This is a genomic window from Kitasatospora sp. NPDC059408 (assembly GCF_042751525.1).
Taxonomy (GTDB): Bacteria; Actinomycetota; Actinomycetes; order Streptomycetales; family Streptomycetaceae; genus Kitasatospora.
Map to the genome: position 1 here is coordinate 23345 of NZ_JBHYWI010000007.1, position 11840 is coordinate 35184.

General features: G+C 76.1%; 14 protein-coding genes. 8 read left to right on the forward strand and 6 right to left on the reverse strand.

Features of this window, described 5'->3' with window-relative positions; all coding sequences use genetic code 11:
• Nucleotides 1-8: 8 nt before the first annotated feature.
• The 6 genes from ACFXDE_RS07035 to ACFXDE_RS07060 all read left to right on the forward strand — a co-directional run bounded on the left by ACFXDE_RS07035 (nucleotide 9) and on the right by ACFXDE_RS07060 (nucleotide 4958).
• Nucleotides 9-641, forward strand: coding sequence for a DUF2269 domain-containing protein (locus ACFXDE_RS07035; protein WP_380491643.1), 633 nt, complete (start codon nucleotides 9-11; stop codon nucleotides 639-641).
• 46 nt (nucleotides 642-687) lie between these two features.
• On the forward strand, nucleotides 688-1752 hold the full coding sequence (locus ACFXDE_RS07040; protein ID WP_380491645.1) for an MsnO8 family LLM class oxidoreductase: 1065 nt from the start codon (nucleotides 688-690) through the stop codon (nucleotides 1750-1752).
• A gap of 646 nt (nucleotides 1753-2398) precedes the next feature.
• Nucleotides 2399-2782: a hypothetical protein gene (locus ACFXDE_RS07045; RefSeq protein WP_380445519.1), complete on the forward strand. Its 384-nt coding sequence runs from the start codon at nucleotides 2399-2401 to the stop codon at nucleotides 2780-2782.
• Nucleotides 2779-4002 carry a hypothetical protein gene (locus tag ACFXDE_RS07050; protein ID WP_380491647.1) on the forward strand — a complete coding sequence of 408 codons (1224 nt, stop codon included), beginning with the start codon at nucleotides 2779-2781 and terminating at the stop codon, nucleotides 4000-4002. The genes ACFXDE_RS07045 and ACFXDE_RS07050 overlap by 4 nt, the downstream gene beginning before the upstream one ends.
• An 82-nt stretch (nucleotides 4003-4084) precedes the next feature.
• Nucleotides 4085-4480 (forward strand): roadblock/LC7 domain-containing protein, encoded by a 396-nt coding sequence (locus ACFXDE_RS07055; RefSeq protein WP_380445521.1) that lies wholly within the window; start codon nucleotides 4085-4087, stop codon nucleotides 4478-4480.
• Between the two features lie 103 nt (nucleotides 4481-4583).
• The gene (locus ACFXDE_RS07060) at nucleotides 4584-4958 is read left to right on the forward strand and encodes a hypothetical protein (protein WP_380445522.1); all 375 of its coding nucleotides are present in this window, start codon (nucleotides 4584-4586) and stop codon (nucleotides 4956-4958) included.
• Nucleotides 4959-5019: 61 nt separating this feature from the next.
• On the opposite strand, the gene ACFXDE_RS07065 is transcribed toward ACFXDE_RS07060, so the two are convergent.
• From ACFXDE_RS07065 to ACFXDE_RS07090, 6 genes are all read right to left on the reverse strand, one after another.
• The gene (locus tag ACFXDE_RS07065) at nucleotides 5020-5409 is read right to left on the reverse strand and encodes a DUF6188 family protein (RefSeq protein WP_380445523.1); all 390 of its coding nucleotides are present in this window, start codon (nucleotides 5407-5409) and stop codon (nucleotides 5020-5022) included.
• Between the two features lie 34 nt (nucleotides 5410-5443).
• On the reverse strand, nucleotides 5444-6544 hold the full coding sequence (locus tag ACFXDE_RS07070) for an NUDIX domain-containing protein (protein ID WP_380491650.1): 1101 nt from the start codon (nucleotides 6542-6544) through the stop codon (nucleotides 5444-5446).
• Nucleotides 6545-6752: 208 nt separating this feature from the next.
• On the reverse strand, nucleotides 6753-7634 hold the full coding sequence (locus tag ACFXDE_RS07075; protein WP_380491652.1) for an SGNH/GDSL hydrolase family protein: 882 nt from the start codon (nucleotides 7632-7634) through the stop codon (nucleotides 6753-6755).
• A complete protein-coding gene (locus tag ACFXDE_RS07080; protein WP_380491654.1) occupies nucleotides 7612-8835 on the reverse strand; it encodes a glycosyltransferase in 1224 nt (407 codons plus the stop codon). The genes ACFXDE_RS07075 and ACFXDE_RS07080 overlap by 23 nt, the downstream gene beginning before the upstream one ends.
• Nucleotides 8832-10064 carry a glycosyltransferase family 4 protein gene (locus ACFXDE_RS07085; protein WP_380491656.1) on the reverse strand — a complete coding sequence of 411 codons (1233 nt, stop codon included), beginning with the start codon at nucleotides 10062-10064 and terminating at the stop codon, nucleotides 8832-8834. Before ACFXDE_RS07085 ends, ACFXDE_RS07080 begins: the two co-directional genes overlap by 4 nt.
• A 104-nt stretch (nucleotides 10065-10168) precedes the next feature.
• Nucleotides 10169-10354: a YegP family protein gene (locus ACFXDE_RS07090; RefSeq protein WP_380445528.1), complete on the reverse strand. Its 186-nt coding sequence runs from the start codon at nucleotides 10352-10354 to the stop codon at nucleotides 10169-10171.
• A gap of 156 nt (nucleotides 10355-10510) precedes the next feature.
• On the opposite strand from ACFXDE_RS07090, the gene ACFXDE_RS07095 reads away from it, so the two are divergent.
• Both ACFXDE_RS07095 and ACFXDE_RS07100 read left to right on the forward strand, forming a co-directional pair.
• Nucleotides 10511-11398: a polysaccharide lyase gene (locus ACFXDE_RS07095; protein ID WP_380491659.1), complete on the forward strand. Its 888-nt coding sequence runs from the start codon at nucleotides 10511-10513 to the stop codon at nucleotides 11396-11398.
• Between the two features lie 209 nt (nucleotides 11399-11607).
• A complete protein-coding gene (locus ACFXDE_RS07100) occupies nucleotides 11608-11832 on the forward strand; it encodes a hypothetical protein (RefSeq protein ID WP_359959138.1) in 225 nt (74 codons plus the stop codon).
• The last annotated feature ends 8 nt before the right edge of the window (nucleotides 11833-11840 follow it).

The window sequence follows — 11840 nt, forward strand, 5'->3', positions numbered from 1 at the left end:
AGGTACGGATGCGCTCGCTCCCGGAGTCCTCGGCAGCGGCGGGGGGTTCGCCGTCGCCCCCGCGCTCGGCCGCTTCTCCGGCACCTCGGCGCCGCCGGCTGTCCCCGGCCGCGCGGAAGTGGCTGGTGGCCGTGCACCTGGTGGCGTCGGTGGGCTGGCTGGCGCTGATGCTCTGCCTGCTCACCCTCGCCGCGGCGGCGCTCGCGACGGACGACGCCGAGCGGGTGCGCGCGGCCTACCGGGCGATGGGACTGCTCGGGGACGTCCTGGTCCTGCCGCTGAGCCTGCTGACCTTCGCCAGTGGGGTGGTGCTCGGGCTGGGCACGACCTGGGGGCTGTTCCGCCACTACTGGGTGAGCACGAAGTTCTGGCTCACGCTCGCGGCCCTGGGCGCGTCGGCGTTCGCGCTCCCGGACCGCCTGCACGACGCGGTGCGGGCGGTGGACGCACATCCCGTCGGGCCGATCACCGCGGCGGAGCTCGGCTTCGTGCGGTACAACGTGGTGATCGTCCCGTCCGTGGCGCTGTCGCTCTACCTGTTCATGGTGGTGCTGTCCGTCCACAAGCCCTGGGGCCGAAGGGCGCCGCGAATACCTCGGCCGCCTCGGCTGCCTCGGTCGCGTCGGTCGCGTCGGCGGTGAGCGGCCGGGGAAATACCCGGGTGGTGTGGCCGCGTTGTCCCCGGACGTGACCACTGCACAGCCCGCGCTCCGACTCTCCGTGCTGGACCGCTCCCGCACCAGGCGAGGGGAGGATCCCGCGCAGGCCTTGCGGAGCACGGTCGGGTTCGCCCGGCAGGCGGAGGCCTTCGGCTACCACCGGTTCTGGGTCTCGGAGCACCACGGCGTGCCGGGGGTGGCCGGTTCGGCGCCGACGGTGCTCGCCGCGGCGGTGGCGGCGGCCACCTCCCGGATCAGGGTCGGGACGGGCGGCGTGATGCTGCCCAACCACCAGCCGATGGTGGTGGCGGAGCAGTTCGGCGTGCTGGCCTCGCTCTTCCCCGGCCGGATCGACATGGGCCTCGGGCGGTCGGTGGGCTTCACCGACGGTGTCCGGCGGGCGCTGGGGCGGGAGAAGGACGCCGCCGACGACTTCGGCGCGCAGCTGGCCGAGCTGCTCGGCTGGTTCGACGGCACCCAGCGGGCGCACCGCGGCGTCCACGCCCGCCCGGCCGAGGGCCTGCGGGTGCCGCCGTTCGTCCTCGCCACCGGTGCGGGCGCCGATCTGGCGGCCGAGGCCGGGCTGCCGCTGGTGATCGCCGCCCCGCGCGGGGAGGAGCGGATGCTGGAGGCCATCGACCGCTACCGCACGCGCTTCCGCCCCTCCGCGCACGCCGCCGAGCCGTACGTGGTGGTCTCCGGGACCGTCGCGGTGGCCGGCACGGTCGAGCGGGCGCACGAGCTCCTCGTCCCCGAGGCCTGGTCGGGCGCGTACTCCCGGACGCACGGCGAGTTCCCGCCGCTCGCCCCGGCCGCCGAGGTCCTCGCCCGGTCGATGACGGCGCGCGAGCGGGCCGCGTACGAGCAGTCGCTCACGGGCCACATCGCCGGCACCCCGGCGCAGGCCGCCGCCGAGGTGGCCGCACTGGTGGCCCGAGCGGGCGCCGACGAGTTCCTGGTCACCACGAGCACCTTCGACCGGGCCGCGATGACGGAGTCCTACCGGCTGCTGGCGGAGGCGGCCGGGCTGTCCGCTCGGACCGGCCCCGCGGCCCCCGGCGCCCCTGACGCGATTTCTGAACAGGGGCGCTGACCTGCTACTGTTCTTCTCGTCGGGAGGAGATGACCTCCCGGACAGGCGTCAGCGGTGCTACCAGAGCACGTCCCACTTTCAGTGGGGAGAGTCCGTGCGACCCGGGCCTGGCGCTCCACTCGAAGGGGCTCGTTCCGTCCAGCGGAACGGGCCCCTTCGCCGTTCCCTGGCTATTCCCGGCCCGCCTCTGGACCGTCCCCGGGTCGCCCTGAGCTACCCCCCTGAGCCGTCCCTCGGCGCTGTCGCTCGCACCCCGCTTTCGCGGCCGTTCCCGCTGCCGCCTCCCGGCGTCCACCGCCCGTTCCGGCCGTCCGGCTCCTCTATCGCATTCGGTGGCCGAAACCCTCCGGCGTGGCCGACTATCGGCCAAGGTCCCGTTCCAGGTGGCCGGTGAGCGGCGGGCGGCCGCGGTACCACGGCCAGCGGGTTTCGATGGCGACGGAGAGTTGATGGTCCGTCACAGCATGGCCGGAACTCACTGCTACTGGTGTGAATATGCCATTGGAATGTTCGTCATACGGAATCCGGCAGTAGCCTTCCGTGTCGAACCCGCCACTCGTCGTGGCGGTCCGGCCGGTGCCGCGCTGCGCGCCCGGCCGCGCAGCATTCCCCCGTGCGATGGACGACCCCCCACGAAGGAGCCGGTGTGCCGGGTATCGACGACTGCCTCTCCGGAGCGATGGCGATCACCGGCGCCCGCTCCGCGAGCCTGGTCGACTGGAGCAGCGGGCTCGCGCTCGGCAGCCTGGGCGAGAGCCCGGCCGGCGAGCACGAGACCACGGCGGCCGAGGCAACCGACCTGGTACGGGCGGCCGTTGAGAGCCAGACCTTCACCGCGTCGGAGGACCGTCGGGCACCGCTGCAGGACATCATCGTCACTGCGGGCCGCAGTTACCACCTGATCTGCTTCATCGACACTGTCTTCGACAGCCGGCTCGTCCTGCATCTGTGGCTGGACCGCGAGGAGGGCAACCTCGCCGGTGCCCGCTACCGCCTCCAGGCGCTCGCCGAGGAGCTGGTGCTCGGGTGAGCGCGCACGCGGCCCCGACGGCCGTGCTGCCACCGACGGTTCCGCGGACGCCGGGCGAGGCGGTCGGCCTGCTCGCCGCCCGCGAGGCCACCGGCGCCCTGCGCGGCCCGCTCGGCAGCGTCTACCTCACCGACGGCCTGGTGACCCACGCCGAGTCCGACCGCGCCCCCGACCTGGGCGACCTCCTCACCGGCTGCGGCCGGCTCGCCCCGGGGGAGTGGCGCGAACTCGTCGAGGTGCACGGCCCGCAGGCCCGCGTCGCGGCAGCGCTGGTCGACCAGGGCCGGATCACCCGCGGGGAGCTCGAACTCGGCCACCTGGAAACCCTGTTCGACGCCGCCTTCTTCGTCCTCGCCGACACCGGCGGCGGCCTCTGGCGGTTCGAGACCGGTGTCCGGCACTGGCTCGGCCCGGTGGCGGCGGTCGACGCGGCACGGGTCTGCCGGGAGTCCGAGCGCCGCCGGCACCTGCTGGACGGCATCTGGCCCTGGGCGCAGCTCGACACCGCGCCGGTCCGCCCGGCCGAGGCCGCCCGCCGGCCGTCCCGCCGTCCGCCCGGCCGCCGCCGGCGGGAGCTGCTCGACCACGCGGACGGCCGAAGAACCCCGGCCGAACTGGCCCGGCTGCTCGGCCGGTCCGGGTTCGGCGTGACGGCGGACGTCCGTCGGCTGGCCGCTGCGGGGCTGCTCGACGCCGCTCCGGCGGTGGTGCCGGGGCCGGTCCCCGTACCCGGCCCGGCCGACGCGCCCGGCCCGGCCGCCGCGCCCGGCCCGACGCCGGTAGGCGTTCCCGTGTCGGTCCCCGGGCCCGGGCCCGTCGTCGCGGCCGTCCCCGCGCAGTCGCCACTCCCACCGCCACCGGCGGCACGACCGGCACCCGCACCCGAAGTCCCGCGCGCCGGCGGCCTGCACCGCCGGATCCCCGGCGCCACCCTCACCGGCGCCGGGGCGCCCGGAGCCGTCGTACCCGGAGCCGTCGCAGCCGGAGCCGCGACGAGCGTCCCGGGTGCCGGATCCACCGCACCCGGGCCCCGCCCACTCGGCGCCCACGCACTCGGCGCCCACGCGGCCGGGGCTCCGGAGCGCGGAGCCCCGGCACCCGGCGCCGCCCCCCGTTCCGACCGTCCGCCGATCCCGGCGGCGGCCCATCCGCTGACCGTGCCCGACCCGGACATCGCGCTGCTGACCCGGGTCCTGACCCTCCTGGAGGCCCGACTTTGAGCCACTCTCCGCCCGCGACCCCGCCGTACCGGCCATGAGGCGGGCGCTCAAGCAGCGTGTCGGAAGGAGACAACTGATCGCCTTGGAGACCGAGCTGCTCGCCGAGCTCCGCGCCGTCAAACACCGCATCCCGCACCTCGCCGGCGGTCTGGTGGCCAGCGTGGACGGCCTGTTGGTCGCCCACGACACCCACGGGACCGAGCCGTCCGGCCTCGCCGCGATGACGGCGGCCTCCCTCTCCCTCGCCCAGCGGCTCGCCGACACGACGGGCCAGGGCGAGTTCCGGGAGTCCCTCGTGCGCGGCGAACACGGCTACGTCGCCACGTACGCGGCCGGCGGCAGCTGCGTGCTGACGCTGCTGGCGCACCCGGACGTCAACGTCGGCCGCCTGCACCTGGAGGCCCGCCGCTCGGCCCAGCGGATCGCCGGGCTGCTCACCGACGCCCTGGTGCCCAAGGACCCGCGCGAGGCCGGCTGACCGACCGTCCGCCGCCCCTGTCCCTGCCCCTGACCCCCCTGCCCCTGACCCCCCGCCCCTGTTCGACCACCCCATCACCGAACCACCGAAACGGAGTCACGAAATGACCGACGCAGCCGGCGCCCTCAAGCAGGCCATGACCTCCATCGAGGGCGCCATCGGCGCCGCGCTCGTCGACTACAACAGCGGCATGGCGCTCGCCACCCTCGACGGCCCCGGCGGGCTGGACCTCAACGTGGCCGCCGCCGGGAACACCGACGTGGTCCGCGCCAAGATGCGCACCATGGACATGCTGGGCCTGCAGGACGGCATCGAGGACATCCTGATCACCCTCAGCAGCCAGTACCACCTGATCCGCCCGCTCACCGGCCGCACCGGCAAGGGCCTGTTCCTCTACCTCGCGCTGGACAAGGGCCGCGCCAACCTGGCGATGGCCCGCCACCAGCTCGTCAAGATCGAGGCGGACATGGAGGTCTGACCCGGACGCGAGGGCCCCGGGCCCGGCGGACCACCGTCCGCCGGCCCGGCCCCGCCCCGGCTCACCCCGCCCAGCTGACCTCGCCGCCCGGCAGTGCGGCGCACAGCTCTCCCTCCGGCGTCACCACGCTCCACGGCGCCAGCACCGCGTGCGGCGGGACGGACAGCGCACCGCCTCCGGTGAAGTCCAGCTCCAGGCCGCCGGCCGGGGTGACCCGGGCCGAGCCGACGGTCCGGCCGACGAGCGCGAGCAGCGTCGCCGTCGGGCGGACGGTCAGGGCCGGGAAGAAGTGCTCCACCTCGGCGGGCGCGGCGAAGGACGGCGCCGCGAACCGGAACTCGTGCGCCACCCGGACGGTCACCGGGCCGTCCAGCGTGAGGTCCAGCCGGCCGCCACCGCTGACCGACGCCACCCGACGGCCGGCCAGCACCTCTCCGATCACGTTCTGCATGCCTCCCAGTGTGGATCACACCGCCGCCCGGCTGCTATCCCACCGGCCGCCCGTCGACCAGTTCGAGCGGGCCGCCGCCGCGTTCCCGGGCGGCCAGGGCGGCGGCCGTCCGGTCCCACGAGGGCGCGGACAGCAGGGCCCGGGCCTCGGCCGGTTCGCACAGGCGCCAGTCCACCAACTCGTCCTCGGCGAGGGCGATCGCGGCGAGCATCCGGTCCGTCACCGTGCCGCCGTCGAAGACGTAGACGAGGACGGCGGTGTCCCGGTCGAGCGCCGGATCGGCGGCGGAGGACGGCAGCCAGTCCAGGACGAGCAGCCGCCCCGGCTCGACCTCCCACCCCAGCTCCTCGCGGACCTCCCGGCGGGCCGCCGCCCGGGGTAGCTCGCGGTCCGCCTCGATGCCGCCGCCCGGGAGCGTCCAGTACGGCACCCGTCCGCGCGGCCCGTCCCACGGCTTCAGCCGGACGAGCAGCACGCGCCCGGCGCCGTCGGTGAACACCGCGCGCGCCTTGGCCCGGATCCGGGGGCGGGAGGCGATGAAGGCGGCCCGGTCCAGCGGCGGTGCCGGGTCCGGTTCCCCGTGGCCCTGGAGCTCGGGGATCCCGGCGGGCCCGGTGTACTCGGGCGGCAGCGGCGCGGCCGGGAGGTGGTCGAGCGAGTGGCCGGCCGGCCAACTGTCCTCCAGTTCCAGCGGGCCGGCCGTGCGGGGTGCCCGCAGGCACGCCGTCACCCGGCGCGACAGCCTGGGCGGCAGCGCGTGCGCCGCCGCCTCCGGCGACAGCCAGACCCAGCCGCCGACCTCCGCCGCGTCCGCCCGGATCGCCGCCGCCTGCGCCGAGCCGATCGGCTCCGCCCAGTACAGGTGGGCGGCGATCGGCGGACGGTGGTCGTCGAGCGTCCAGTCGATGCAGGCCAGCGGCCCGAGCCGGGGCGTGAACCCGAGCTCCTCGGCGATCTCGCGCAGCGCGGTCTCACGCGGCGAGAGGTCCGTCGGCTCCCAGCCGCCGCCGGGGATCGCCACCGGGTGCTTGCGGTCGTACGGCAGCCGCACCACCAGCACCCGCCCCTGCTCGTCCGGGAACAGCACGCCCGCCGCCGCCAGCAGCTCCCGCCCGCTCGTCGGCGCTGCCTCCACCCTCGATGACGCCTCCACTCGGCACTCCCTCCGGTCCGGCTCGGTGATCGCGTCCCTCCGGACGACACCGCCGGATACCTGCCCGGTTCCACGCGCGCGCCACCGGTGATCACCCGTCAGTGGCCGCCCGATCCGAAGGACACGCCCGAGCGCCCCGGCCCGGGGAAGCGCCCTCAGCCCAGGGAGGCCCCGGCCCGGGGAAGCGCCCTCAGCCCAGGGAGGCCAGGGCCTGGGCCGCCGCCCGGGCCATCTGTTCGTCGTGCCGGCCGGTCGCGCCGCGCAGGCGGGCGAGGCCCTCGGTCGCCGCGAGGGCCAGGAGCCCCGGGAGGAGGTCGGTGCTGCGGGCGGCGACCCAGCGGGTGCCCCGGGTGGCCATCCACCACACGTCGGCGGCCCGGCCGGGCGGGCGTTCGGCGGGTTCGCCGCCGGGCGCGGGGCCGAGGTCGCGGCCGTCGGCGGCCAGCAGTTCGTGGAAGCGGCGGGCGATCAGCCGGTGTCCCTCCGCGCTGGGGTGCAGGCGGTCGACGCTGAGCAGCCGCCGCTCCTCGCACCAGGGCAGGTCGGCGATGTGCAGGTGCAGGGCGCGGTGGCGCGCGGTGAGGGCGTGCACGACGGTGTTGACCGCCCGCATCCGCCGGGCGAGCGGCCGGGCGAGCGGAGCCGGCAGGCGCAGCAGCGCGCCGGGGTCCGGCAGGCAGGCGGTGAGCAACCGGGCGCCGTGGCCGGACAGTTCGCCGAGGGTGGCGTCCAGCTCCAGAGCGGTGCGGCGGATGTCGAAGCCGGCCCGCAGGGTGTCGTTCCCGCCGACCACGACCGCCGCCAGCTCCGGCCTGCGTTCCAGTGCCGCCGGTAGCTGACTCGTCGTCAGATCGACGGTCAGGGCGCCGCTCCGGGCGAGGTTCGTGAACTCGACGGCCGTCCGCTCCGGTGCCAGCGACCCGGCCAGCACGGCGGCCCACCCGCGCCAGCCGTCCCCGACGGGATCGCCGACACCCTCGGTGAGCGAGTCGCCGAGCGCGACGAACCGCACCGGCCCGCCCGCGGGCCGCCGCCCGTCCGCCGTCCACTCACGCGTGTCGAGCACGCTCATCGCGGACCCCCTCCCCGGTGCCGGCATCCGGCCTCCCTGCGCCGGAGAGGGGCACTCCGTGCGCCGCCAGGAACGCGGCCACCGCCGCCGGCCACGCGTACCGCTCCGCCCGCGCCCGGGCGGCCGCGCGCCGGGCGTCCTCCGGCCGCGCCAGCAACCGCCCCACCGCGGCGGCGAATCCCTCGCCGGTGTCGGCGGCGGCCGCGCCCGCGAGACCGATCAGCCCCGGCAGCGCCGAGGAGCGGCTGGCCACCACCGGTGTCCCGCACGCGAGCGCCTCCATGGCGGCCAGCCCGAAGGTCTCCACCGGACCGGGCGCGAGCACGGCATCCGCGCAGCCCAGCAGCCGGGCCAGCGCCTCCCGGCGGCTCACGTGCCCGAGGAAGCGCACCGGGAGCCGCAGCCGGTCGGCCCGCGCCGCGAGCCGTTCCCGCAGCGGGCCGGTGCCCGCGACCACCAGCACCGCGGGCACCCGCCGGGCCCGCAGTTCGGCGAGCGCCTCGATCGCGCGCTCGGGCCGCTTCTCCTGCGAGAGCCGCGAGCACAGCACCAGCAGCGCCTGGTCCGGGTCGGCGTACCGGGCCCGCTCGTGCGCCCGCGCGGGGGCCGACAGGGGGCGCATGGTGTCCAGGTCCACGCCGAGCGGGGCGCGCGCGAGGTTGGGCACGCCGAGGCGCCGGAACTCGGCCGCCGCCCAGTCGGTCGTGCAGACGACGGTGTCGTACGCGCGCGCCGTCGCCGCGTTGAGCCGGTCGGCGGCCAGGGCGGCGAGCGGACCGGGCACGCCCCACGTGCCGAGCACCCCGGCGGCGCTCTCGTGGGACACCATCACCGAGCGGACCCCGTGCCGCCGGGCCCAGCCGCCGGTCCAGCGCAGGGTGGTGCGGTCGGAGACCTCCAGCCGGTCGGGGGAGAGCCTGGTGAGCTCGGCGGCCACCGCCCGGCGGTCGGTGAGCAGCCGGTAGCCGCCGCTGCCCGGCAGCACCGGCCCGGGCAGCGTGACGACGAGGCCCTGTTCGGTCTCCTCCTCGGAGCGCCGCTCGCCGGGCACGACGAGCACCGGCCGGTGCCCGGCCGCGCGGTACCCGGCGCCGAGGTGCCGCAGCGCCGTCCGCAGCCCGCCCGACACCGGGGTGACGAAGTTGGCGAGCCGCACGATCCGCAGCGACCCGTCCGTGGTCCCGTCCGTGGTCCCGTTCATGCCGGCAGTTCCTCGGTGACGGCGGCCGGCCCGGCCTGCGGCACTTCCACCACCGGCGGAGCGGCGGGCGACGGGACGGCGACCCCGCGGTGCTCCGCGAGCACCTCCGCGTAGTGCCGCAGCAGCAGGTCCCCGACCGCCTCCCAGGTGCGGGCGGTCACGTCGGCGCGCCCGGCCCGGCCGTACGCGGCCCGCAGCTCCGGGTCGGCGGCCAGCCCGGCCACCGCGCGGGCGACGGCCGCGCCGTCCCTGGGCGGCACGAGCAGGCCCGTCCGGTGGTGGCCGACGAGGTCCAGCGGGCCGCCGGCGGCCGGTCCGACCACCGGCACGCCGCTCGCCATCGCCTCCTGGATGGTCTGGCAGAAGGTCTCCAGCGGGCCGGTGTGGACGAACACGTCCAGCGTGGCGAAACATCGCGCGAGTTCCTCGCCGGTCCGCCGCCCGAGGAACACCGCGCCGGGCATCGAGGCCTTCAGGCCCGGGGCGGACGGCCCGTCCCCGATGACCACCACCCGCACCCCGGGCAGCGCCGAGGCGGCGGCCAGCAGGTCGACCCGCTTCTCGGGCGCCAGTCGGCCCACGTACCCGACCAGCACCTCACCGCCCGGGGCGAGCGCCCGGTGCAGGGCCTCGTCGCGGTGCCGGGGGTGGAAGCGCACCGAGTCCACCCCGCGCGGCCACAGCTGCACCCGGGGCACCCCGTGCGCGGTGAGGTCCTGGACGGCGGGCGTCGACGGCGCCAGCGTCCGCGCGGCGGCCCGGTGGACGGTCCGGATCCGGTGCCAGGCGGCCGCCTCCCCGAGCCCGCGCCCCGCCCGGTAGGCGTGCGCGTACCCGGCGAGGTCGGTCTGGTAGACGGCGACGGCGGGCACTCCGAGCCGGGCCGCGACCTGCATCCCGCGCGCCCCGAGGACGAACGGGCTGGCCAGGTGCACGACGTCCGGCCGGTGCGCCGCGATCGCGGCGGTCAGCCGTCGGCTCGGCAGCGCCACCCGCACCTGCGGGTAGCCGGGCAGCGGCACGGACGGTATCCGCACGACGGGCAGCTGCGCCGCGTCGGTGCCGGCGCCGAACGTGTGCGGCGGGCACTCGGCGCCGCGCGCGGGAGCGGGAGTGACGACAAGGGGGTGGTGGCCCCGGCGGACCAGATGCTCGGCCGTCCGCAGCACGCTGTGGGCGACTCCGTTGACCTCGGGCGGAAACGACTCGGTGACGATGACGACGCGCATGTCAGTGTTGTGACCGCGCCCGGCATGTATTCGGCCAAAGGGATCTGTCGTACAAACGAACGCGGGTCGGCGATTTGCACCGCCGACCCGCACACGGGGGTCCGCTATCCGGCGGCCGCCTCCTTGAGCTCCGCGTACGGCGCGAGCTTGCGGATCGACTCGATGCTCCGGATGCAGTCGTCCCGGCTCTCCTGCGGGTCGCTCGTCACGACGATCGACCCGTTGCTCGCCTTGAGCCGGAACCGGTGCATCCCGGTCTCGTCGGTGTACAGCTCGAACTTGCCGGCCATGAAACCCACTCGCCTCTCGCTCGGTGACCCCCTCGCACCGCACCGTAGTCACAACCCCCACCCCCCGCCCGCCGACCGGACCCGTCCGAGTGGCGCCCGCCGCCGCGCCGTCGGGCATGATCGGGCGGGTCGGCCGATCCCCGGATGAGGAGTCCCGTGAAGCGCACCACCGCCGCAGTCGTTCTGAGCGCCCTCGTGCTGGCCGCCGTCTCCGGGTGCTCCGCCGCGCCGGCCCGTGCCCGGTCGAAGCCGGCCGCGCCGTCGAACGCCGTTGCCGCGGCGGGGTCCTGGAAGGGGGACTTCCGCGGGTACGGGACGGACCAGTGGCGGCGTGCGTGGGGTGTGGCCGACCAAGGGGCCTGGGGCGGCGCCGACTTGAGTGCCGTCGACGATCCGTCGGTGCCGGGCGGCGGCGGGTCGGCGCTCCAAGTCGCCTACGGGGCGGGCTCGTCCGCGAACCAGTGCGCCGACTGCCCGAATCCCGGGGGCGGGCAGTTCTACACCAGCCTCGACGCGCTCGGCCTGTCCGGCCTCGCCGACGGGACGACCCTCGACCTCCGGTACGCCGTCAAGTTCCCCGTCGGGCGCGACTGGGGCAGGGCCGGCAAGCTGCCCGGGCTCTACGGCGGCCGGATCGGCGCGGAGTCGGGCGGGAACCACGGTGACGGGTGGTCGACGCGGTACATGTGGCGCGGCGCCAAGGGCGTGCCGGACAACGGCGAGGTCTACCTCTACACGCCGACCAATTCCGGCCCGACGGGTTACGGCGTCGACGAGGGCCTGGGCGACTGGCGCTTCCAGGCGGACGGCCGGTGGCACACCGTCGAGCAGCTGGTGGACCGCGGCACCGGTGACGTCACGGTCTGGTACGACGCCGAGCAGGTGTACGCGGCGCCGGGCGTGGCCAAGGGCATCGCCGGGATCCCGTTCTCCGGCGTGCTCTTCTCCACCTTCTACGGCGGCCACGACACCACGTGGGGCCCGGCGAGCGCGCAGCACGTCGAGTTCGCCGACTTCTCCCTCGCGCCCACCCGGCAACACTGACGGCCGTTCGGGTGAGGCCCGGCGGTCCGCCTTCACCCGGGCGAGGGAGATCGGTCACCCGGTTGTCTCAGCGGGGTTGCGGCGTGGGCGGGTTCGTGCGGGTTCGTGTGCAAATCTGTGCTGGTGCCCGCGGGGCGGCCGGGTGTGCGTGTGGCCGGCCCCGGGCGCGCCTTCATGCCAGAGACCAGAGACCACCCAAAGGACATCTGATGTCGCTTCGTGGAAACATCCGCAAGTTCGCCGTGATCGCGGCCGTGACGGGTGCCGCCGCCTTCGCGGCGCCGGCGCCGGCGATGGCGCACTGGCACGCGTCGGACTCGTCGTCCGGCCAGAGCCTGGAGTCGGGTTCGGCCGGCGTCGGCCTCTTCGGCCCGCACGCCAACTGGCTCAACGTCCACGAGCACAGCGAGGACGCCTGCATCGGGGACTGCTGATCCAGCTG